Source organism: Bacillus cereus group sp. BfR-BA-01355, from assembly GCF_022663675.1.
Lineage (GTDB): Bacteria > Bacillota > Bacilli > Bacillales > Bacillaceae_G > Bacillus_A > Bacillus_A thuringiensis_S.
Genome location: NZ_JAKUFY010000087.1, coordinates 1 through 22,375, shown reverse-complemented (window position 1 = coordinate 22,375; position 22,375 = coordinate 1). Strand labels below are relative to the sequence as shown.

Below are 22,375 nucleotides of genomic sequence, written 5' to 3'. Positions count from 1 at the left end.
GGAAGAAGCGAAGCCACCGAACATTTTAGCCGCTGGAGCTGGATAATTAAAAGCGGAAGCGGCTCGTTCAGAATCGCCTTCTAAAAGGAGACCAAATTTGGTCTCCTTTTTTTATTCAAATCACATTTATCCGTTAACATCATAAAACAAAATTGGAAATCCTTCTCAAAAAATGCGATAATTAATACTATATAGTGAATCGTTCACACATATACAGTAAGAAAACATAGGGGGATGACACATGCCAAAAATGGGGAACACTTTTTTAACAATTCAAGAACTAGAAAAGAAAAAAGAGTATTTATTAGGCCTTTCATCCGTTATACCAACATGGAATACAAGCTATCAATTTTTATTTAAAGAAATCCAGCAAGAATTATTGGGTAAAGTAAATGAAAAACTCGAAAAACATCAATTCGTTTTAAATATATGTACAGATCAACAGGTAGGGGCATAATGTATTACATAAAATTGTGGTATAAAAAAGAGACCTCCAGCGGTCTCTTTTTTATACGTTTAAGATAGCCAATCTAATTTTCTAATCCCAAGCTTATCTACTGGTAAACGAAGTGAGCCATAAAAATGCTTCATAAATTGCTCTGAGCGGTTCACATCGTGTAAAATGGCTTCTAAGCGATCTCTATATATGCTTTTTTGTTCTTCGTTTCCAGTTTGGTAATATCGTTCGACCGTTTCAAAATAGTGCAGCGGGAACAAGAGCCTTGCAAATAATAAGCGCCAGCCAAATGAGGATAGCGAATAATTACGTTCATAATCTGTAACAAATTGAATTATTGTTTGCTCCCAGTCTTTCTTTTTTTCTATCATCATATAGCGAATTAATTCTGCCATATCTCGAGTTGGGTGATCATACACCCAATCAAAAGGAAGTTTGAGCCGCTTCGTTTGATGCCATAATAAAGGTGTGAATCGTTCTTGGCAAATTGTTGCTGCATCCGTTAGTTGCGGCGTATCATCCATTTCTGTATCGACAACATATTGAATTGCATTTTCTGCAACTCCTAAGTAATACGGGAAGGATTCAATAAACAATTGATCGAATACATCTGAAGGGTGGTTCATCACTTGTGATTGCCAAAACTTTTCTAATTGATCGAGCCTTTTTTCCCATAACGCTTTCCATTCACCAATACGGCTTAATTGCTCAATTTCTTCTGGAAAGAATGCACCTCGTTTATGGAATATAGAAAGCTCACTTCCTAATGACATAGCATGTCGTTCTAACGTGCGCATACCTTTTAATAAGCAGTAATTTTGTTCTTCTATCTCACTTACATAGTAGCCGTGTATAGTCGGAACGAAAGTCGCTACAGTTATATCCCCTTGCTGGTTCATATAATCACTGAGCTTTTTCATCTCTACAAGTACTTCTTCCTCCATTTCTCCAATTGGAACAAGTACATAAATTTTGTTGCGAATCCAAAAGCTTTTATAGGGGCCAAGGGGGATTAATTCTTTAACATGCATGTGATAATGCTCATAAATATGCTGAATCATCGCAGTCGCCACCTATGGTTTTTCTTTATATATATGAGCTTGTGCTCGCCTTTCATTCCTATGCACATGATAAAGCAACGAAACGTATACAAATACTAAAAAGAAAAAAAGGTGATAAACATGAAAGAATCAAATCAACTACAAGAAAGAGCATTACAACTATTACAAGAACGCGGTGTAACAATTGACGATATTGCTGAACTTGTTCATTTTCTTCAAAAAAAATATCATCCAAATTTAGAGATGTCAGAATGCCGTTATAATGTAGAACGTGTACTATCAAAACGTGAAGTACAAAACGCACTGATTACAGGTATCGAACTCGATGTTCTTGCTGAAAAAGGAATGCTAAGTGAACCGTTACAAGATATCGTAAAACGTGATGAAGGCTTATACGGAATTGATGAAGTTATCGCACTTTCTATCGTGAATGTATACGGATCTATCGGTTTCACGAACTTTGGATATATCGATAAATTAAAACCTGGTATTTTAGAATACTTAAATGATAAATCAACTGGAAAAGTGCACACGTTCCTTGACGATATCGTTGGCGGAATTGCTGCCGCTGCCTCAAGCCGTTTAGCGCACCGAGCTGATCACTCGGAATAATAATGTTTTCTAGACCGTCAGTTTCATGCTGACGGTCTTTCGTATTCCATAAGCATAAATTCTCTTCCACGACTCAAAAAAATAGACCCTTGCTTAAATCCGATATTTTTATATAACGTAATCGCTCTTGTATTAAATGTTGCTACACTTAATCGAAACATCTTCGAATTAAATTCCTTAGCAGCAAACGCTATTCCAGCTTGAAAAAACATTTCTCCCATTCCCTTCCCTGTTAAATCTGGCTTCATGCCAATTCCGATATCAATCACATCTTCTCCACCATATAAATTAGCATCTCTTCCACCTGGTACTTGTGCATTTTCTCCAAAACAAAAATAGCCGATGAACTCTTCTTGATCGTTACAACAGCCATAATAAGTTCCATCTAATAATTCTCTTATTACTTCTTTCTCGCCTGAAAAACTATATAAATTATATGGTTCCTCGTACGCCCACGTATTTATCTCATTTGCTTCTTCCTCTGTTAACTTATGTATATCCACTTTCTCTTTCCCCCTATTATATTTCTATTAACAATATTCGATATTCATCTTATAATTCATCTTTCTCAATATATTTTTTTAATTTCTCGCTTCATTTTATGGAAGATTTTTCTTATTATGTTACGATTAAACAGAATCATTACAAATAAGGTGGTGACAATTTGAATTACTTTTCTTATCTCTCCTCAGAAGAACGGCAAAATTTTTTCTATAAAGAACCTCTTAGTTTTTCAAAAAATATAGGAAAAGAACAACTAGCTTACGCACTAGGCGCTACACTATATACTCCTGGCACGAAAGAAACGATTGCGGAAGATATAATTAGAAAGAAACATGTGGATGCTACCTCAATTATTCTTTGTCTAGAGGACGCTATCAGCGATGAAGAAGTAAAACTTGCAGAGCAAAACATCGTCGTTCAAATACAGCAAATAGCCAACTTAGTCAGTGCCAACATACTAAATCAAGCAGACATCCCACTTCTTTTTATTAGAGTTCGACAGCCAAGTCAAATGAAGACAATTGTTACTGAATTAGGTAGTGCTGTTCATTGTTTATGTGGTTTTGTCTTTCCAAAATTCACACCGATTAACGGAAAGACTTATATCGATCAGCTTGCATGTATAAACGAGTTATACTCATTATCGCTATATGGCATGCCGATTTTAGAATCACCAGAAATTATGTATAAGGAAACACGGGCAGAATCATTATTACAAATAAAAGATTTACTAGATTCTTATCACGATTACATCTTAAATGTACGTATTGGTGCTACTGATTTTTCAAGTATATTTAGTATTCGGCGCAATAAATACACACCTATCTATCATATTACTGTTGTCCGTGATTGTATTTCAGACATTATTAACGTTTTCTCAAGGGCAACAAATGAATATATTATTTCAGGATGTGTATGGGAATATTTTTCTAATGATCATGAAGAAGGGCTCATTCAAGAGGTATCACTTGACCATGCAAATGGCTTAATCGGAAAGACAGTTATTCACCCATCTCATATTAAAGTTGTACAGGCAATGCACATTGTCACAATGGAAGATTATTTAGATGCGAGGTCAATTTTACAAAATGCAGATACGTATAATGGAGTGCTAAAAAGCAGTTTTTCTAACAAAATGAATGAAGTAAAGCCGCATTATGGCTGGGCTCGCAAAACCATTTTAAAATCTAATATTTATGGGGTGCTACATGAAAACAAACAATTCACCGATCTCCTTATTACAAACGCAAAGCAACACGTATAACGTTTTAAATAATATACAAGTTCATGTAGAAGTACGTGATAATCCATATAACTTAGCGCTAGACAATCTTTTTCAAATGGCTGCTAGAATAAATAAGAAACGTAGTTTTTTATTTGTGAGTACAATCCTTGGAAAGCATCTTCCTATTAAACCTGCAGTCTCTCTATCAAGTGGATTTGCTCTCGCTGCAAGATATATGGAAATGCTACATAATACTTCTCATCCATTTCAAAAAGAAATTTTAAATCTCATTTCATTAGAAATTCATGAAATCCCAGAGGAGGTATTTCGTTATCAATATCCTCTGCAAGAAGAAGTTTTGTTCATCGGATTCGCTGAGACAGCGACAGCACTTGGTCATTCTATGTTTCAATGCTTTCAAAATGCAAAGTATGTACATACAACTAGGGAATCGATACCCCACCTAGAATCTGTCATTACATTTGAGGAAGAACATTCTCATGCAACATCGCACCGTTGTTATGTGGATGAAAGCTTTTTTCAAAACAGCAATCCTATTGTTCTCGTAGATGATGAGATGACAACAGGAAAAACAGCATTAAATATTATTAGATCGATTCAAAATAAATTCCCACGAGAAGAATATATTATTGCTTCTTTATTAGACTGGCGTTCTCATACTAATAGAAGACAATTTAAACAATTAGAAGACGAACTTCAAATTAAGATTCATGTTATTTCTTTATTAGAAGGCAGTATTCATACAACTGGCCAACCATTGAATATTGCCAAAACAGATATTCAAATTGAAGAAACAAAACCTGATTTCAAAAAACATACCCTTACCTGCCCAAAATTACCCTATACATCAAATTATATAAAATATACTGGGCGATTTGGCATTTCAGCATATGAACAACAGCACATTCATTCTTTCGCTCAAGAAGCAGGAAAAACTTTAAAAAGAGAAAGAATTGGAAAACGAACACTCTGCCTCGGAACGGGTGAATTTATGTATATCCCAATGAAAATTGCTGCTGAAATGGGTGATAATATTTTATATCAATCTACAACAAGAAGCCCTATCCATCCTGTTTCAAATGATGTGAACTACGCCATTCATAATCATTTCTCATATCCAAGTCCTGAAGATTCTACTATTACAAATTACTTTTATAATATTTCACCTCATGATTACGATGAAGTATTTGTTTTTATTGAACGTGATTTAGGAGAAGAAGCCCTATCTCCTCTTCTACAGCAGTTACAAACAGTTATTCCTTTTATTCATATCGTCTCATTTTCAAATAGCATAGAAAAGGAAGGTTGATAATTATGGTAAAAGTAAATTCTCACATTAGTAGTTATGATCCAAATGATGCTATTTTTCTATTAAAAGATATTAGTGATTTAATGAAAGAAAGTTCCACAGAAACTAGAGAACAAGCAATTCAAGCTGGCACACATTATTCTGAAATGTTACCAATGGAATATAAACCATCTAAAGCGTATATGGATTTATTCTTTTCTTCTCTGCAACAATACAAACACAAACTAGCCATCGCTGTTGGAGTTGTCGCCGAACAAATTATACAGACTAAAGGAACTAACCTTGTCCTCGTTTCATTAGCTCGTGCTGGTACACCTATTGGCATTCTTATAAAACGCTACATACGCTATCAATACAACCTTGATGTACCTCACTATTGTATTTCTATTGTTCGCGGACGCGGTATTGATGAAAATGCACTCCATTATATTTTGGAACATCACCCTAAAGAAACAATTCAATTCATTGATGGATGGACTGGGAAAGGTGCAATAAAAAAAGAATTAGAATATGCAGTACACACATTTAACGAACGAAATAATACACACATTTCTCATTGTATGGCTGTGCTTGCTGATCCCGGTTACTGTACTTCAATTTACGGTACACGTGAAGATTTTCTTATTCCTAGCGCTTGCTTAAATGCAACCGTCTCTGGACTCATTAGCCGCACTGTACTAAATAATACCTATATTGGTCCAAATGATTTTCATGGTGTTAAATATTATAAAGAGCTAGAACAAGAAGACTTATCAAATTTCTTCGTTGATGAGGTGACAGATTTATTCCCTTCTGTTCATTCTCATATAGATAATCAATTACGTTATATTACTTCAACTTACACTGATCCCTCTTGGCAAGGATTAAAAGATATACAGTCTATCCAAAGTCACTTTGAAATTGACGATATTAACTTAATCAAACCAGGAGTCGGTGAAACAACTCGCGTATTACTCCGGAGAATACCGTGGAAAATTTTAATATGTAAGCAAAACAATCCCGATTTAAAGCATATTTTACTTCTCGCTAAAGAAAAGAATGTCCCTATTGAAATCTATGAGAATATGACTTATTCATGTTGCGGGCTCATTAAGCCTCTTAGGAGGGAAACGTTATGATTTTCGCCAGTGATCTTGATCAAACGCTTATTTATTCCCGGAAATCGTTTCGTGCCCCTATAGAAGATGAATCAATTCAACTCATTGAAACTTTAGATGGGAAAGAAATTTCTTTCATATCACATAAAACCATTTCACTACTAAAAAAATTACAACTGCACTCACATTTCATCCCAGTTACAACAAGAACTATTGAGCAGTTTCAGCGTATTACTTTATTCCAAAACGAAATCATTCCCGAATACGCCATTACAAGTAACGGCGGTAATATCCTTCATAACGGTAAACAAGATGGTACTTGGAACAGGACAGTAAAAGAAAGACTATCGGTTGAATGTATAGAGAGAAACGACATACTAAAGGAATTTGGACAAATTGCTCATAAAGATTGGGTTATATCACAAAAAACAGCCGATGATCTATTCCATTATTGCATCATTAAACGGGAGAACATTCCTTATGATGAATTATCATCCTTCACTTCCTGGTTAGACAAACAAGGCTGGAATCATTCACTTCAAGGTAGGAAGCTATACTTTGTACCAAAACCAATTAACAAATGGGATGCCGTGCAATATATAAAAGAAATTTTGCAAATAGATACGATTATTACAGCTGGGGATTCTTTACTTGATTTATGCATGCTTGAAAAGGCGAACCATGCCTTCGCACCACTTCATGGTGAGTTAGGAGCAATGCATGATAACTTACAATCCCATATTTTAAAAACAGACGCAATCGGCATATATGCCGCAGAAGAAATCGTAAATAAATCACTTCAAATTATTCACAGTTCATTACCTACCTCATGATTAAAATATGCACAATTGCATACGCACCACAATTAAACAAATGGTACAATTTATTTGAATCGCTGTTGCTACACTTCTTGATTAAAGAAAAGGCGCTAACACGGAAATTAGCGTCTTATCAACCTCAAGCAATTGGCACATTTTGTCATCTTAAAAGACACTCGAAAGAGTGTCTTTTTTTCTATATCCCACAAGGACTTACTCATTTCAAAGTATAAATACATAAAATAATGTAAATCATTACACGCATGAATCACTTTCTAAAAGTTATAAAGTAGATTCAAAATAAAAAAGCACTCTTAACTAGAGTGCTTTTTACTTTCAAACAAGGAGGCTACATATATGGATAGCACTCTCGTATTTAACTTCGGCATTGGTCTTGTCATTATTTTATTTGTCTTCTTTGTACTTTGTATGAGCGGGGTATAAAAAGGCGATTTTTGAGCGTCTTTTTATACATATGTATTACTTGACTTCCATAAAAGGAGTAACCATAATGGTTACATATATACAAATAACTATTCACATATCCACAAAATAGGAGGAAGAACAATGAAACATGTAATCGTTTATGCACACCCAAATACAGAAAGCTTCAACCATGCAATTTTAGAAACGGTAAAAAGTGAATTAGAAGAAAAAGGTCATGAAGTACGCGTTCGCGATCTATACGAATTAAACTTCAATCCAGTATTAAGCGCTTCCGATTTCATCTCATTTTCTCAAGGAAACACACCAGAAGATATTAAAGAAGAGCAAGAGCATATCTCTTGGGCTGATAGCATTACATTCATTTATCCAGTTTGGTGGGCGGGACTTCCTGCTATTTTAAAAGGATACGTTGACCGTGTATTTAGCCATGGATTCGCTTATGCTTACGGTGAAAACGGCATTGAAAAGTTATTAAGCGGTAAAAAAGGATTGTTATTATCTACAATGGGTAATACGAAAGAGGCATACACAGCAGGCGGGATGTTTGACGCAATGAAGAAAACAGCAGATGTTGGTATTTTTGAATTTACAGGCATTGAAACAATTGAGCACACATTCTATACGAGTGTTCCTTCTGTGGATGATGGTGTGCGTAAACAATATCTTGAAGAAGTTAAAGATGTTGTGAATCGTGCGTTTTAATAAAAAAAACAGGTAACCTCTTCGGTTACCTGTTTTTCATTACATCTTCTCAATCCACTCCGTCAAGTTATGCACAACTTGCGTTGGTTGTACTTCATATTCTGTTAACTTCTCCACAGTTGTGACTCCAGTGTGGACAAGAAGCGTATGCATGCCAGCATTTACTCCCGCTAAAATGTCTGTATCATAGTTATCCCCAACCATTAATGCTTCATCTTTTCCTATACCAAGAACTTTTAACGCTTGTTCCATGATGATTGATTCTGGTTTTCCGATAAAGATTGGATCCACACCTGTTGATACTGCTACAACTGATGTTAATGAGCCGTTACCTGGTAACAATCCGCGCTCAGTCGGAATGGCAATGTCTCCATTTGTAGAAATAAACGTCGCGCCGTTACGCACAGCAAGACACGCTTTTGCTAATTTTTCATATGTGATGTCACGATCTAAACCAACAACAACGAAATCAGGATTTTCATCCACAAGTTCAAATCCTTTTTCCACAATTGCATCGTGTAAGCCTTCTTCACCAATCATATATACAGTTGCATCTTGTTTACGTTCATAAATGAAGTTCGCAGTCGCCATACTCGTTGTGAATACTTGCTCCGCTTTCGCTGGAATATCGAAACGAACAAGCTTTTCTGCCACTTGTTCTGGTTTGCGAGTTGAGTTATTCGTAACGAATAAATATGGAATGCCGCGCTCTCCTAATGCTTTGACGAAGTCGCTTGCTTCTTCAATTTGTTCTTCCCCGCGATACATCGTACCGTCTAAGTCAATTAAGTAACCTTTATACATCGATTATGTCTCTCCTTTTATGCTAACGTTCTCACCTTATCATACCACTCTTATATTACCCGCTTTTTACAAAGAAAAAAACGCTTTACCTTAAAGCGCCCCATAACGTTCATTTTTTCTCTTTTACTTGGTAAGAACAACTACAATCGCCCTCGCACATGTTTGCTAACGTCTTTACATCTGCCCCTGCAAATAAACGCTTATACATCTCTTTTTCATCTTCACATACTTGCGGAAATCTCTCTGCAATTTCTTTTAACGGACAGTTTTGTTTTTCAATTACGAAAGATTTCTCTCCATCTCTCTTTATTTGAACCATATAACCATTTTTCTCTTGCATAGCTGCTATCTCTTGCACTTTATATGCTAAATTCTTTTGATTACTCACTCGCTTTTGCAACTGTTCTTCCATACGCTTCGTTCTTTCTTTTAAAACATATTGAAGTATTTTTTCATCGCCCATCCGAGCTAAATCTTCTAACATATCAATCGCAAATTGCTTATACTCTTTCGGGAATGTATCTTCTCCCTTTTCACTTAATCCATACAAATAAGTTGGTCTTCCGACATGTTGCCTTACCATCTTAGAATAAATGAGTCCATCTTTCTCAAGATTACTTAAATGTCTTCTGATTGCCATTTCTGTAATCTCTAAAACGTCAGCTAGTTCCGCTACTGTGTGCTCTCCCTTTACTTTCAACAATTGTACAATCTCGTCTTTCGTAGTACGTGCTTCCCCCATACTTCACCCTTCTCCCTTTTCTTTCTCACATACAATATAAGATCCCCAAAAGGCATTCTCTGGGGATCTTATAAGCATAATTATTCTGGTACAAATGCAGATACAGGTCCTAATTCCTTTTCTAAATAACTGCGAATATTTGCTGGGTATTTTTCTACCACTGCAATATGTTTTTGAATCGTCTTATATAATTCATCATGATTCATTTGAATATAATCTTGCGTAAGCATTTTTCGAAGAAGGATAATTTCTTTCATCCCTTGTCCATCTTCTTCACTTATCACTCGCTCATCCATTAAAATATCAATAATATCTTCATAGCTTCCTGGATCGCGCATAATAAATCCATCAATCATCGCATTTCCTACATCTAATACAGTATCAATAATAAGATGGGCTATGCGCTCTAATGCGTAAAATTCAAACTCGGTTTCATATATCTTTTTCTCTTGAAATGTACTTGTTGCTCGTTCTAAACATACTAGCATTTGTTCTATTTTCTTTCTGTCTACAAAATACATGAATGTCACCTACCTGGAAATTAAAGCATTTACATTTTAATTGTAACGCTTTCTTCTGAAAAAATCGACAATTTTTCGAATTCACCTTTTCTCCGTTATTTGTTATAGTTATATTTGTATGATTTTTGAAATTGGAGGAATGAAATCTTGGAACGTGAACTCGCACTAGAAATTGTCCGTGTAACAGAAGCAGCAGCATTAGCATCCGCACAGTGGATGGGCCGCGGAAAGAAGAACGAAGCAGATGATGCAGCAACTACAGCAATGCGTGATATGTTTGATTCAGTAAACATGGCAGGTACAGTTGTAATCGGTGAAGGAGAACTTGATGAAGCACCGATGTTGTATATTGGTGAAGAACTAGGAACAGGTAACGGTCCAGAAGTAGACATCGCCGTTGACCCATTAGAAGGTACAAACATCGTTGCAAAAGGTCTTGCAAATGCAATGGCAGTTATTGCAATCGCAGACAAAGGGAACCTTCTTCATGCTCCTGATATGTACATGGAAAAAATCGCGGTTGGTCCAAAAGCAGCTGGTAAAATTAGCTTAGATGATCCAATTGAAAAAACAATTGAAATTGTAGCAGAAGCTAACAATAAAAAGATTCGTGATCTAACAGTTATCGTTCAAGAACGTGAGCGTCATCAAGATATTATTGACCGTGTTCGTGCAAAAGGTGCACGCGTAAAATTATTTGGTGACGGTGATGTTGGTGCGTCAATCGCAACAGCACTACCTGGAACGGGTATCGACTTATTCGTAGGTATTGGCGGAGCTCCAGAAGGTGTTATTTCTGCAGCAGCATTAAAGTGCCTTGAAGGTGAAATGCAAGCTCGCTTAGTTCCAATGAACGAAGAAGAAGAAGCTCGTTGTCGTGAAATGGGATTAGAAGATCCTCGTCAACTTCTTATGTTAGACGATTTAGTATCTGGTGATGATGCAATCTTCTCAGCAACTGGTGTATCTGCTGGTGAGTTATTAGACGGTGTTAAATTCCTTGGCGGAGATTTAGCTGAAACATACTCTATCGTAATGCGTTACAAAACAAGAACAGTACGATTCATTAAAACGCATCACCATTTAGATCATAAACCACACTTAAACTTAGATATTTAATAAAGGAGCCATGTGTATGGAAGAACGTTTCTTTCTGTACGACGACACTGTCGCTACAAAAACTCGTTTCGTTAGCTTTATGGGAGAAAATGAGCGTCATGATTTAGCGCTTTTATATTCCGATCGTCATTACGGTAAAACAATTGTACTTGATATGCAAAGTAATAAATTTGCAATTATCGGTGCTGACGATTTAAACGAACCAGGCTACTTAGAGCACGCATTTTCTATGACTGAAGAAATTGCAGAAGAGTTACGCTCATTTTTATTTGAACTTATATAATTTATCGTATGCACCAGCTATTTTAGCTGGTGTTTTTCTGTTATAAGAGTTTCGAATTTTCAATTTTTTATGTTATAATTAAGAATAAATCTATTTGGATAGAAAGGACGTTATCTACGTATGCCAACATTTACTTTGTAATGGACCAGCAATTGGATAGCATTACTCTCAAAAAAGCAACACGCTTTTTCAAGGGAGTAGTCTGCCCATTCCCATTACAAAGGAACGTATTGCATCTGTAGTATGATGTTTACGGAGGTTCCTCTTTGGGGAACCTCCCTTTATTTTTGTCTTTTTCTCATGTCTTCATACTACAAGACATCCAAATAGCTGTATTACGTTTCTTTGCCACTACTATAAGAGGTGAAGGAAAATGCAGAAAGTACAACTTTCTTGGAGTTTATATGAAAACGAGCAAAACACAATCGAAAAGTATTGTAAAAATTGCAGACGTACTACCCTATTTACCGATACAAATATTCGTAGACATAACGCCAACGGAAAAAACATATACCGCTTTGCTATTTATAAATGTCCGAAAGATCATACGTGGAATCAAAAACTGCGTATTTATAAATCATTTACTGATCACGTTGAAACAGTCGATATGACGCAGCAAGATCAAGCCGAAACAACTACTACTATTTCCATTATGCAACATAAAGAAAACGGCATAGCCGAAATCACGATTGTATTAGACCTCATTTTCGGTTCCCACCGCATCGATAAAGCCTTATCCACATATATTTCTGACTGGAGCCGTACACTCATTGTGGATAAAATTAAAAATGGGGATATTCAATTGAACGGACAACAAATGAAGCCAAATACAATACTTTCTGAAGGCGATCATATCTCGATTTGTTTATAAGCGAGAATATGTAAAAAATCCTCTTACAATCGTAAGAGGATTTTTTTACTTCTTCACTTTTCGTAATACGAAGTGTGCACAACCGAAGTTACAGTACTCGTATAAATACTCCGTTAACGTACTAATTTTCGTATCATATGTCGCACGTTGGTTACTATCATCAAAGAATCCTCGCAGTCTAAGTTGCTCATATCCCCAGTCTCCAACGATATAATCATATTTATTTAAAATTTCTGCATAGCGCTCTTTAAATGCTTCTTCACTAAAACCGTCACGAAAGTTTTTAATTACTTCGTACTGAACATTATTAATGCTCACCGTAGCATGAATCTCTTGCTCTTGCTTTTGCTCCATCATTAACTTCCTCTCTAAGCATTCTTCTTTTTATCGTATCACAAAGCATACCAACCAACAATTTCAAATACAAAAAATTGAAAATTAGTGCATGCTATGGAGAAGGAGGTGATACATCGTGAAAAAACAAATTTTACTTTCCCTTCTCACTATTTCCTTATTTGCAGGGTGCCAATCAGCGAACAAAGCTGAAATGGAACGTGAAGAAGGAAGCCGTGTTCTTGTTTCCAATAAAAACGACATGTATCATACGGAAAATACAAATACAAGACTCACAAGAGTCGGTTATTCTTCTAAACAAAAGCATGAAGTATCTAACAAACAAGTAGGGGCCATTAATCGCGAGAAAGTCGCTGAAATGATTACAAGCATGACAGTCAAACTTCCTGACGTTACAAACGCTGCTACACTCGTTACTGATGATGAAGTGTTCGTTGTATACCGTGCAAACACAACGGATCCGAAACTTGTAGCGGATCAAGTATATAGAGCTGCCTTGTCCATCGTCCCTCGCTATTATAAAGCATATGTATCAACAGACCAAAAGTTGATTTCCCAAATTCAAGGCCTTCAATCTGGCGCATTAAATGATACAGAATATACGCAAAGCCTCGATATGTTAAAACGTGAAATGAGTAAAAATCCTCATTTGAACAATACGGGGGATCAAACTTTAAATGATATGATTAAAAAGTAAAACAGGTGGAGAAAATCTCCACCTGTTTTACTTTTTATTACGATCCGCATAAACTTCCATCGCATCACACATAAACTGCGCTAACCCCTCGCCAAACTTATCGATATTTTTCGTGAAGCGCTCATCAGCGACATACATTTGACCGAGTCCCTTAAAAGCGTCTAATGAATAGTGACTAAAGTTTTGCAAGTAATCGTACCATACTTTGATTGCTCCCTGCGCCTCTTTAGAATCTGGTGCACCGTGTCTCAGTACCGCTAAATTTCTATAAATAGTATTAAACTCTTCTTGGTTCTCTTTTGACATACCTTTTGCATATTCGTTCGCTTTATCTACAGCTGCGTCTCCCCATTTTTCACGTGCTTCTTCTTCATATGGGTTATGGCTGAAATCGAATCCTTCAAATTTCTCTTTGTTCGTCATTTCAATCTCTCCTTTTGTATGCTGAATTGTTTTATCAATCGTCGCAATCACCTTATCTAATCTGGCACGCTTTTCAATAAGCATTTTCTTATGAAGCTGTAGTGCCTCTTCGCGATCAAATGATGGACACATGATAATTTCTTTAATTTTCTTCAAAGGGAAGCCAAGCTCTTTAAAAAACAAAATTTGCTGCAATGTCTCTAGATTTTCATTGGAATACAGACGATATCCAGACTCTGTCGTCTCGTCTGGGGTTAACAACCCAATTTCATCGTAATGATGCAGTGTGCGCACACTAATTCCAACTAAATCAGCTACTTCTTTTACCTTCATTGTCATGTGTATCTCCCCCTTAGTACATACGATAAAGTATGACGCAACGTTAGAGTCAATAAGTAAATTCATTTTCTTTCTAAAAGTTTCATCTCTCCTGTATTTCATGCATAATAGATATGTACATATATTAGAAAGCGGTGAAAGTATGGTTTCAAATACTGTAATTGCCAGCATCATCTTTCAACTCATTGTCTCGATTCTGGTCCCAATTATCGTACTCGTTTATTTCCGTAAAAAATATAATATTAATTGGAAAGTGGTCGGCATTGGTGTTCTTATCTTTATCGGATTTACCCAAATTCTTGAAACACCATTCCACCTATTTATGCGCGGTAATCCAACAATCGCTCCATTTTTAGAAAATCCGTTTGCCTTCGCAATTTATGGCGGATTGACTGCTGGTATTTTTGAAGAATTAGGACGCTTCGTTGCCTTCTTCTTCTTACTAAAAAAATATCTAGAATATAAAGATGGCTTCGCTTATGGAATTGGTCACGGCGGAATTGAATCTATTTTAATTGGCGGTTTTTCTGCATTACAAGCATTAATCTTTGCTAATTCTATTAACGATGGTAGCTTCTCTCGACTGATTGAACAAAAGCCCGAGCTCAGCATTTTACAAGACATGTTAATTCAGCAACCTGCCTACTTATACTTCCTTGGTAGCGTAGAAAGAATTATGGCACTCGTGCTTCAAATCGCCTTTACAATGCTTGTTTTATACGCAGTAAAACAGAAGAAATATATCTTCCTAGTATACGCTATACTATTCCACGCATTTGTAGACTTCTTTGCGGCACTTTACCAAACAAAGACAATCAATATCTTTGTTGCCGAAGGAATTACACTTCTCTGTACAATTGGTGCTGTCGTTCTTATTCGCAAAATGAAAGAGAAATTAATGAGTGTACCAGAGTAAAAAAATAACCCACCGGTTGGTGGGTTATTTTTTATAAGGACTATCACAATGATGATAACTTTTACCCTCCTTTAGCTCCCTCTTTGTTTCTGCATCTATAACGATGTACTTATGAAACTCTTCTACTTCATTTTGAGTAAAAGAAGCGAAAAAATAAACTTGGCGATCAGGGTGAACAAAAAAATCTTGAAGCACCACTCTACTTCGACAACCGACAGCTGTTTTTTTTAGGAAAGAAAATTCTTCATCAGGCACTTCTTTAAATAAGATTTTTTTCCGAACACTATATGCTGCATTTTTATATTCTTTATAGATTTTCTTATCTAACTGTTTATAAAAAACATCCTCACTCACAAATGACTTATTTCGATTGCTTGGATAATTTAGTTTTTGGTTGGATTCTGCATATGTTGTGGACAATTGCGTAAGAAAACAAATAATGAATATGATACATATCATTTTTTTCATCATTGCACCTCAATTTTTTATTATCCACATTACTTTTCCACATATTTAAATCCATATGCCGTTTCCAATAAAAAGGAATTATTTCCACATTTGTCGAAGTATATAGCGTCAACTTGAAAGATGGGGATGAATTATGAAGAAAATTATTGTAATACGACATTGTTCAGCAACTGGGCAAAAACGTGATGCTGAATTAACGACCGATGGGAAAGATCAAGCAAATAACCTTGCTACATTCCTCTTAGAAAATCATCTACAAATCGATCATATTATTTCAAGCCCATTTGTCCGAGCTATCGATTCCATTCGGCCCTATGCGCTCCAAGCTAGCTTATCTATCCAAGAAGATGAACGATTAACTGAACGCATATTGAGCAACTTTCCAATGGATGATTGGATGCAAAAACTAGAATCCACTTTTACGAACATAGATATTGCCTTTTCAGGCGGAGAGTCAACAAAACAAGCAACAGACCGTGCCATATCGCTTATTCAAGACGTTTTACAATTAAACCATACGACAACACTACTTGTTACACACGGCAATTTACTTACACTCATTTTAAAGCATTTTGATCATACGATTGGCTTTAATGAATGGAGAGCTTTAACGAATCCTGATATTTACGAAATTACAATCGACGAACAATGTATCATAACACGCTTATGGAAAGCATCGTCCAAGTAATATCCCTTTCAAAAACATTCAGTTGACGCCACGAGAAGAGACTGTTCTAACAATAGAAAGGGGTATTATTTCATATGTACGAAGACGTACTTGCTTTACTACATAAAACAAATGTTTCTTATGAAAAGTTCGAACACGAACCGGTACTCGATTATGAGACAGATCGGATTGTACGTGAAAGACTTGGCTTACAAGGTACTCCAAGTAAAAGCTTATTTTTAAAATCAACATCTGGAAATTTTTACGTGTTTTTTACGTTAGAAGGAACTCGGCTTAACCGAGGAGAGATGAAAGAAATAACTGGAGAACGCTTATCGCTCTGTTCTCCTGATGAACTAAGAATGGAAACTGGCTGTACTCCAGGATGTGTAGCTCCTTTTGGTTATTCACAAGATGTAACAATTATTGTGGACAGTTCCGTTTATGCGTACGATAAAATTTTAATTACACCTGGTGTTCCTGAATTTACAATTGAATTATCCACAGAAGAATTAAAAAAGATTTTATTAACATGTCCAAATACCGTTTTAGAGTACAAACAAAAAGAGAGCTAATCGTTAGCTCTCTTTTTTCATTATTTAGCTTCTGCTGTTTTTTCTTTTGCAGAACGTACTTGCTCGTCCGCATGGTAAGAAGAACGCACAAGTGGGCCAGCTTCACAGTGGCTAAATCCTTTGCTAAGTGCAATTTCTTTAAGCTCTGCAAATTCTGCTGGTGGATAATATTTAATAACTGGTAAATGCTTCTTAGATGGTTGTAGATATTGTCCAAGAGTTAAAATATCCACATTGTTTGCACGTAAGTCATCCATTGCTTCAATTAAATCTTCTCTTGTTTCACCTAAGCCGACCATAATGCTCGATTTAGTTGGAATATCAGGCTGCATTTCTTTTGCTCGACGTAAAAACTCTAATGAACGGTCATATTTTGCTCTAGCGCGAACTCGGTTAGATAATCGACGTACTGTTTCAATGTTATGGTTTAAAATATCTGGTTTTGCATCCATTAACATTTTTAAGTTTTCTTCTACCCCAGCCATATCAGATGGTAATACTTCGATAGACGTGAATGGGTTTTTACGACGTACTGCTCGTACTGTTTCAGCAAAAACAGCTGCTCCGCCGTCCTTTAAATCATCACGTGCAACCGCTGTTATAACAACGTGCTTTAAGCCCATTTGTACTACTGAATCTGCTACGCGTTCTGGTTCTTGTAAATCAAGCTCAGTTGGTAAGCCTGTTTTAACCGCACAAAAACGACAAGCGCGTGTACAAACCGCACCTAAAATCATAAATGTTGCTGTTTTTCTTACAGCCCAGCATTCATGAATATTCGGACATTTTGCCTCTTCACAAACGGTATGAAGATTCTTAGAACGCATCATTTTCTTTAAGCCTGTATAGTTTTCATTCGTGTTTAACTTAATTTTCAACCATTCGGGCTTGCGCTTATATTCTGTTTGTTTTGTCATGGTTATCAACTCCGCACAATATGAAATAGTTTACCGTGTTCGCTTCTTTCAATGTAACATATCTATTCTAACGTATGAAAGCGATTTGCTCAAATGAAGATTCTAAGATTTTTTCCAATCGTTCCCTATAATGAAATACTCCGTATATCCCACACTAAAAAGAGTGATGTTGTGAAAGGAGTCTATTTCATGCTTCGAAAAATTTCTCTTTTGCTTTCTATTTGTTTTCTTCTCCACCAAAACATCGCCTACGGTGAAGATAATCAGCAAAGCATATACGAAAAGCGCATGGTACTATATAAAGAAACCGAGCAGTCTTCAGGCATTCCATGGTATTACTTAGCTGCAATGGATCAATATGAAAGAAATATACGGAGCGTAAGAAAAGATATTCCAAAAAAACCAGATGCCATCATTTCCCTTTATTTCAAACCAGAAATATGGGCTGGACCTGTTAATAGTAACGACACTCTCCCCCATACAATTTCTCTATTTGGCGGAATAGGTTTAGATGGTGACAAAGATGGATTTGCAAATGCAAATAGCGACCGTGATCTTCTGCATACCGCAGCGACTATTTTAAGGAAACAAGGAACGTCAGAAGACCGTATTAAAATTATGCTTTGGGAATATTATAGACGTGCAAAAACAGTTGATTTAATTAGCGAATACGCCCAAATTTATAAACATTATGGACGTATTAATTTAGAAGGAAATGCTTTTCCTCTTCCGATTCGTAGTGACCATAGCTACCGTAGTACTTTCGGTGCTGGAAGAAGTTTTGGGGGCAGACGAGTTCATGAAGGAACCGATATTTTTGCCGGATATGGCGTGCCAGTAAGATCGACTTGCTATGGCATTATTGAAACGAAAGGTTGGAACCGCCTTGGTGGATGGCGCATTGGTATTCGCGACCTTCATAACAATTACCATTATTACGCTCATTTAGGCGGGTTCTCAAAAGAAATACAGCTTGGACAAATTGTTGAGCCCGGAAAAGTAATCGGGTTTGTTGGTAGCACTGGCTATGGCCCCCCTGGTACAGCCGGAAAATTCCCACCCCACTTACATTTTGGCATATATAAAGACAATGGCTATACAGAATGGGCCTTCGATCCATATATGCATTTAAGCCTTTGGGAACGCAAAGAACGAGCAAATACAAAACGATAACCGTAGCGCATTGCTACGGTTATTTTTTATCCAGTAAAAGCCCGATTGATTCAAGTTTCACTTTATATGCAATTAACTATCTGTTTTCTTTTTATCAGGTACAGCAACACTTCCGCTTCCATAATACGTAGGCACTTCCCCTTGAACGATACGCGTCGCAATCGGAACATTTTGTTTCACCGTTATCTCTTTCGTATGAAATGGAATGATTACTTGCAACGTTACTTCCATTTCCATAACAATTTGAATCGCTGTAGTGTTGATCCCGTGCGGCTCAATTTTTTGTTTAATATCTGTATTCACATGCCCAATTGGCGTGAACTGAATCGGAATATCTGGTCCTATATTACCAAGAAGCGCATTATCAGTTACACGCCCAAAAGGAACTGCCATAGTCGCCCCGTTTTTTTCAGAAATACCTAGCTCCTTCAACTTCCCTTGTTCTACTTGCTGCAAATATTTTTCTATGTACGTAGTCGTTGACGTTACGATTTCATTTACTTGCTTCGTATTTAAATTAATTGTGGATACTTTCCCGTTTTTATCATTTTGTACTTTCATTAACGAATCGACATCGAATCCTTCATTAATTCGATCCTTTACCGCCTTCGTCATAATTGCCGTCGCCATTTTCTTTGTCTCTACTTCTCCATATTTAATTAAGGTCGGCTGAATACTATTATTCACAATCCACAGCCCTTGCGTAAGTAATATAACAAAAAGAATAAACGACATAAGCAGTATATACCGAAAGGCGATAGGTCCCTTTCGAAACCGCGAGTTTTTCGAGCGAAATATACTCATAAAAAAACCTCCTTCTTATATCATTTCTATGCAAGAAGGAGGGACGATATATGCTTATCTCATTTTTAATAATGCTTCTTTTCCAATCGTTCCTGCTGGAATGCCTAATGCTTCAGCTCCAGTCGTTACCGATTCTAGTGGCGCTTCAAGAAGTTGTTCAATCGTTCTTACACCAACCGCACGGCCAGCAATAATTCCTCGATCACCTAACTTCTCATTTAAAAGACCTACATCTAATGCACCACACATAATATATCCTTTATCGCTCATTACAGCTAGCAAATTCGTCTTTGGAAGTTTGACGCTAACCGCAATAAACGTATAATTATCAATTATAATTGGCTCCACATTAACCATAGTTCACACTCCTCTCTTTCTTATCTGTATGACAAGAGAAAAATGAGTGTTACAAGTTAACTAGCCTATAGTTTAACGGAAGATGTATAAGTTATTAACATATCTGTTAACACATCTCTAAGTAGTTCTGGCATATAATATTGTTTGCTAGAAAGTGTGGATAGCTCTGGGTATAAGTATCCAAACGTAAACATATCAATTGTTCCTACTGTATATATACGGTCTAACTCCAGCGATTCGCCGTTAATCAATACATCTTCTAATAAAATTTTATTCCCAGGAATCGTATCTGGAATTACTTCTACACCAGCGTAAATCATTTTCCCCATCACTTTTCCACGAAATCCGAATCCTTTTACCTCAAGGTTTTCCATATTCGGTTTACGTGCTTTCAAAATAACTTCTCTTAATATCTTTCCTGGAACTTTCAAAGCACACGGATTAATTGGATGTGGACAAATTCTGTGAATATCTCCGCGCGTTACAACACCCTCTTCTAATCCTTCAAGAAGTACACCAGCATTCACCATTCCAACTTCTGCACTGCACCATGTTTTCAGCGCACTTGCTAACATATGAGAAAACGGCGCCTCATGAAACCAATCAACCGGTAATGACTCTTTTAAATGAACGACAGGCTCTGCCATTATATGCTTACTTTCTTCCTGCAGTATTTCAATTGTGGATAACGGCTCGCTATAAGCCCCTAACCGTTCCGTCTTAATTGCTCTACCGTCTTTTTTCAGTAGTTTCTTCGTCTCTATATCCACAGTAAGCTGTACGTGACCAACGTAACGCCCCCACTTTTCACAACAACAAAGTAACGTATTATTCATAAGAACACCACGCTCAAATAAATGATGCGTATGCGCACCTAAAATCACATCTATATCATAATGCTCTGCCATATACTCATCCATGCTTTTTCCAAGGTGAGAAAGGACAACTGTAATATGAGCCTCATCTCGCACTTCTTCTAAAATAGACTCTAAATGGATAAGCGGATCTTCAATATGCCAATCGAGCATATGATAGAACTCTGGATAAGCTACCGTTAACCCGATAAAGGCAATCGTAATCCCATCTGTCGTTGTATGTAATTTATAAGGCTTTGCCCACTCCGGACGTACACCTTCTTTTTCAAATAAATTCGCGACAAGCACTTCAAATCCAGCCTCATCATATAGACGATTCAAATGCTCCTTCGCTAACGTAATTCCTTCATTATTTCCGATCGTTACATAATCATATAACGCCTCATTTAAAAGCTTCGTATTGCCAAGTCCATTCGTCGCTTCCGAAATACTATGAAAACGATCCACATGATCGCCGATATCAACCGTCAAAACGGTCTCTCCCGCTTCCTGTCTTCGCTTTTTCTCTCCCTGTACAAACCGAGAAATTTGCGGCCAATTTTCAAAATGACTATGTATATCGTTTGTATGATAAAGGTGGATGATTGTTTCCTTATTTATATTCAGAGAAAAAACCTCCTCTCAGTTCCTTACTGCCATTTACGCTATGCGCATACAATAATCCTGTAAATACTTTTCGTCTTTTCTTGCTATTTTACATTGTACTCGCATTGTGAGAAAAAGCAAAAGATTGCCCTTTTTTATATGAGAAACTTTTGCTAATGCAGGAAAGAATTCCAGATAGTGGAGGGAGGGGTGGATTTGTCAAAAAGTTTAATATAAAATTCAGTGGTTGATTGTTCAAGTGGATTTGTCAGTCTCTTTGTCTTAAACCTAGTCGTTCTCTGTTCTTATAAAATGTTTGGGGTATGTGAGAATTTTCTTTTGTCTCATCTTGTCGACAAATCGATATTCCTTGTCGAAACGTTGATATATTGAAATAATCGTTGATATATTCCCGTTTATGATCGATATATTTGAAAAATCGTTGATATATTTAGCTGAACACCCACCCGGGTATCCTCTCCCAAGCCAAGACAAATCCGCAAAACAAAAAAGCGCCCTGCACATGATATGATCCCCTTATAGTAGACAGTAAAAAGAAAGCACATTAATCTGTTTACTATGGAGGGGATTTTTCTATGGGCAAAATTAGAGTAACTTATGATATAGAATTT

27 protein-coding genes are annotated in these 22,375 nt (G+C 36.5%); 15 read left to right on the top strand and 12 right to left on the bottom strand.

From position 1 onward, the window contains the following. Window positions 1–241 precede the first annotated feature (241 nt). Window positions 242–457, top strand: coding sequence for a hypothetical protein (locus MR167_RS23020; RefSeq protein ID WP_001125497.1), 216 nt, complete (start codon window positions 242–244; stop codon window positions 455–457). 59 nt (window positions 458–516) lie between these two features. Here the strand turns inward: MR167_RS23020 and yutH are convergent, their stop codons facing one another. Beyond that, a complete protein-coding gene (gene yutH / locus MR167_RS23015) occupies window positions 517–1,518 on the bottom strand; it encodes a spore coat putative kinase YutH (protein ID WP_000614219.1) in 1,002 nt (333 codons plus the stop codon). 120 nt (window positions 1,519–1,638) lie between these two features. Here yutH and MR167_RS23010 point away from each other — a divergent pair, with 120 nt between their 5' ends. Beyond that, complete coding sequence (locus tag MR167_RS23010) at window positions 1,639–2,130, top strand: phosphatidylglycerophosphatase A family protein (protein ID WP_000665102.1); 492 nt, start codon at window positions 1,639–1,641, stop codon at window positions 2,128–2,130. 23 nt (window positions 2,131–2,153) lie between these two features. Here MR167_RS23010 and MR167_RS23005 read toward each other — a convergent pair whose 3' ends face one another. Next, the gene (locus MR167_RS23005; RefSeq protein WP_000351143.1) at window positions 2,154–2,633 is read right to left on the bottom strand and encodes a GNAT family N-acetyltransferase; all 480 of its coding nucleotides are present in this window, start codon (window positions 2,631–2,633) and stop codon (window positions 2,154–2,156) included. Window positions 2,634–2,794: 161 nt separating this feature from the next. Here MR167_RS23005 and MR167_RS23000 point away from each other — a divergent pair, with 161 nt between their 5' ends. The 5 genes from MR167_RS23000 (at window position 2,795) to MR167_RS22980 (ending at window position 8,253) form a co-directional block, all read left to right on the top strand. Continuing rightward, a complete protein-coding gene (locus MR167_RS23000; protein ID WP_001106085.1) occupies window positions 2,795–3,898 on the top strand; it encodes an HpcH/HpaI aldolase/citrate lyase family protein in 1,104 nt (367 codons plus the stop codon). Beyond that, window positions 3,843–5,189 carry a phosphoribosyltransferase family protein gene (locus tag MR167_RS22995; protein ID WP_017763722.1) on the top strand — a complete coding sequence of 449 codons (1,347 nt, stop codon included), beginning with the start codon at window positions 3,843–3,845 and terminating at the stop codon, window positions 5,187–5,189. The genes MR167_RS23000 and MR167_RS22995 overlap by 56 nt, the downstream gene beginning before the upstream one ends. Before the next feature lie 5 nt (window positions 5,190–5,194). Then, on the top strand, window positions 5,195–6,307 hold the full coding sequence (locus MR167_RS22990; protein WP_000241496.1) for a cysteine protease StiP family protein: 1,113 nt from the start codon (window positions 5,195–5,197) through the stop codon (window positions 6,305–6,307). Continuing rightward, entirely contained in the window at window positions 6,304–7,119 is an 816-nt protein-coding gene (locus tag MR167_RS22985; protein WP_136983618.1) for an HAD family hydrolase, read from the top strand. Before MR167_RS22990 ends, MR167_RS22985 begins: the two co-directional genes overlap by 4 nt. A 552-nt stretch (window positions 7,120–7,671) precedes the next feature. Next, complete coding sequence (locus tag MR167_RS22980; protein WP_000683434.1) at window positions 7,672–8,253, top strand: NAD(P)H-dependent oxidoreductase; 582 nt, start codon at window positions 7,672–7,674, stop codon at window positions 8,251–8,253. 39 nt (window positions 8,254–8,292) lie between these two features. On the opposite strand, the gene MR167_RS22975 is transcribed toward MR167_RS22980, so the two are convergent. The 3 genes from MR167_RS22975 to MR167_RS22965 form a co-directional block, all read right to left on the bottom strand. After that, window positions 8,293–9,057, bottom strand: a complete 765-nt coding sequence (locus MR167_RS22975) for a TIGR01457 family HAD-type hydrolase (protein WP_242315544.1) — start codon at window positions 9,055–9,057, stop codon at window positions 8,293–8,295. A gap of 109 nt (window positions 9,058–9,166) precedes the next feature. Continuing rightward, complete coding sequence (locus tag MR167_RS22970) at window positions 9,167–9,799, bottom strand: helix-turn-helix transcriptional regulator (RefSeq protein WP_242315542.1); 633 nt, start codon at window positions 9,797–9,799, stop codon at window positions 9,167–9,169. An 80-nt stretch (window positions 9,800–9,879) separates the two neighbouring features. Beyond that, window positions 9,880–10,320: a DUF86 domain-containing protein gene (locus MR167_RS22965; protein WP_000274010.1), complete on the bottom strand. Its 441-nt coding sequence runs from the start codon at window positions 10,318–10,320 to the stop codon at window positions 9,880–9,882. Between the two features lie 147 nt (window positions 10,321–10,467). On the opposite strand from MR167_RS22965, the gene glpX reads away from it, so the two are divergent. The 3 genes from glpX to MR167_RS22950 all read left to right on the top strand — a co-directional run bounded on the left by glpX (window position 10,468) and on the right by MR167_RS22950 (window position 12,593). Further along, complete coding sequence (gene glpX, locus MR167_RS22960) at window positions 10,468–11,439, top strand: class II fructose-bisphosphatase (protein ID WP_000439090.1); 972 nt, start codon at window positions 10,468–10,470, stop codon at window positions 11,437–11,439. 16 nt (window positions 11,440–11,455) lie between these two features. Continuing rightward, complete coding sequence (locus MR167_RS22955; RefSeq protein WP_000392611.1) at window positions 11,456–11,722, top strand: DUF3055 domain-containing protein; 267 nt, start codon at window positions 11,456–11,458, stop codon at window positions 11,720–11,722. 373 nt (window positions 11,723–12,095) lie between these two features. Then, window positions 12,096–12,593, top strand: coding sequence for a cytoplasmic protein (locus MR167_RS22950; RefSeq protein ID WP_086391166.1), 498 nt, complete (start codon window positions 12,096–12,098; stop codon window positions 12,591–12,593). Window positions 12,594–12,638: 45 nt separating this feature from the next. Here the strand turns inward: MR167_RS22950 and MR167_RS22945 are convergent, their stop codons facing one another. Next, window positions 12,639–12,950, bottom strand: coding sequence for a YutD family protein (locus MR167_RS22945; RefSeq protein WP_000970508.1), 312 nt, complete (start codon window positions 12,948–12,950; stop codon window positions 12,639–12,641). Between the two features lie 115 nt (window positions 12,951–13,065). Here MR167_RS22945 and MR167_RS22940 point away from each other — a divergent pair, with 115 nt between their 5' ends. After that, window positions 13,066–13,644, top strand: a complete 579-nt coding sequence (locus MR167_RS22940) for a YhcN/YlaJ family sporulation lipoprotein (RefSeq protein WP_000744128.1) — start codon at window positions 13,066–13,068, stop codon at window positions 13,642–13,644. 27 nt (window positions 13,645–13,671) lie between these two features. Here the strand turns inward: MR167_RS22940 and MR167_RS22935 are convergent, their stop codons facing one another. Beyond that, the gene (locus MR167_RS22935; RefSeq protein WP_000178110.1) at window positions 13,672–14,406 is read right to left on the bottom strand and encodes a MerR family transcriptional regulator; all 735 of its coding nucleotides are present in this window, start codon (window positions 14,404–14,406) and stop codon (window positions 13,672–13,674) included. Window positions 14,407–14,506: 100 nt separating this feature from the next. Between MR167_RS22935 and MR167_RS22930 the strand changes: the two genes are divergently transcribed. Beyond that, on the top strand, window positions 14,507–15,322 hold the full coding sequence (locus tag MR167_RS22930) for a YhfC family intramembrane metalloprotease (RefSeq protein WP_136983616.1): 816 nt from the start codon (window positions 14,507–14,509) through the stop codon (window positions 15,320–15,322). Window positions 15,323–15,346: 24 nt separating this feature from the next. Here the strand turns inward: MR167_RS22930 and MR167_RS22925 are convergent, their stop codons facing one another. After that, on the bottom strand, window positions 15,347–15,781 hold the full coding sequence (locus tag MR167_RS22925; protein WP_057096754.1) for a hypothetical protein: 435 nt from the start codon (window positions 15,779–15,781) through the stop codon (window positions 15,347–15,349). A gap of 142 nt (window positions 15,782–15,923) precedes the next feature. Between MR167_RS22925 and MR167_RS22920 the strand changes: the two genes are divergently transcribed. Together MR167_RS22920 and MR167_RS22915 are read left to right on the top strand one after the other, a co-directional pair. Further along, window positions 15,924–16,478 (top strand): histidine phosphatase family protein, encoded by a 555-nt coding sequence (locus MR167_RS22920; RefSeq protein ID WP_016078135.1) that lies wholly within the window; start codon window positions 15,924–15,926, stop codon window positions 16,476–16,478. Between the two features lie 74 nt (window positions 16,479–16,552). After that, window positions 16,553–17,032, top strand: a complete 480-nt coding sequence (locus tag MR167_RS22915) for a YbaK/EbsC family protein (protein WP_000272752.1) — start codon at window positions 16,553–16,555, stop codon at window positions 17,030–17,032. 20 nt (window positions 17,033–17,052) lie between these two features. Here the strand turns inward: MR167_RS22915 and lipA are convergent, their stop codons facing one another. Further along, complete coding sequence (gene lipA / locus MR167_RS22910; RefSeq protein WP_000166367.1) at window positions 17,053–17,949, bottom strand: lipoyl synthase; 897 nt, start codon at window positions 17,947–17,949, stop codon at window positions 17,053–17,055. Window positions 17,950–18,138: 189 nt separating this feature from the next. On the opposite strand from lipA, the gene MR167_RS22905 reads away from it, so the two are divergent. Then, window positions 18,139–19,122, top strand: coding sequence for a M23 family metallopeptidase (locus MR167_RS22905; protein WP_000944693.1), 984 nt, complete (start codon window positions 18,139–18,141; stop codon window positions 19,120–19,122). 72 nt (window positions 19,123–19,194) lie between these two features. On the opposite strand, the gene yunB is transcribed toward MR167_RS22905, so the two are convergent. The 3 genes from yunB to MR167_RS22890 all read right to left on the bottom strand — a co-directional run bounded on the left by yunB (window position 19,195) and on the right by MR167_RS22890 (window position 21,740). Beyond that, complete coding sequence (gene yunB / locus MR167_RS22900) at window positions 19,195–19,926, bottom strand: sporulation protein YunB (RefSeq protein ID WP_000021796.1); 732 nt, start codon at window positions 19,924–19,926, stop codon at window positions 19,195–19,197. 54 nt (window positions 19,927–19,980) lie between these two features. After that, entirely contained in the window at window positions 19,981–20,283 is a 303-nt protein-coding gene (locus MR167_RS22895; protein ID WP_000248466.1) for a YunC family protein, read from the bottom strand. A 65-nt stretch (window positions 20,284–20,348) separates the two neighbouring features. Continuing rightward, on the bottom strand, window positions 20,349–21,740 hold the full coding sequence (locus MR167_RS22890) for a bifunctional metallophosphatase/5'-nucleotidase (protein ID WP_079246078.1): 1,392 nt from the start codon (window positions 21,738–21,740) through the stop codon (window positions 20,349–20,351). Window positions 21,741–22,375 lie beyond the last annotated feature (635 nt).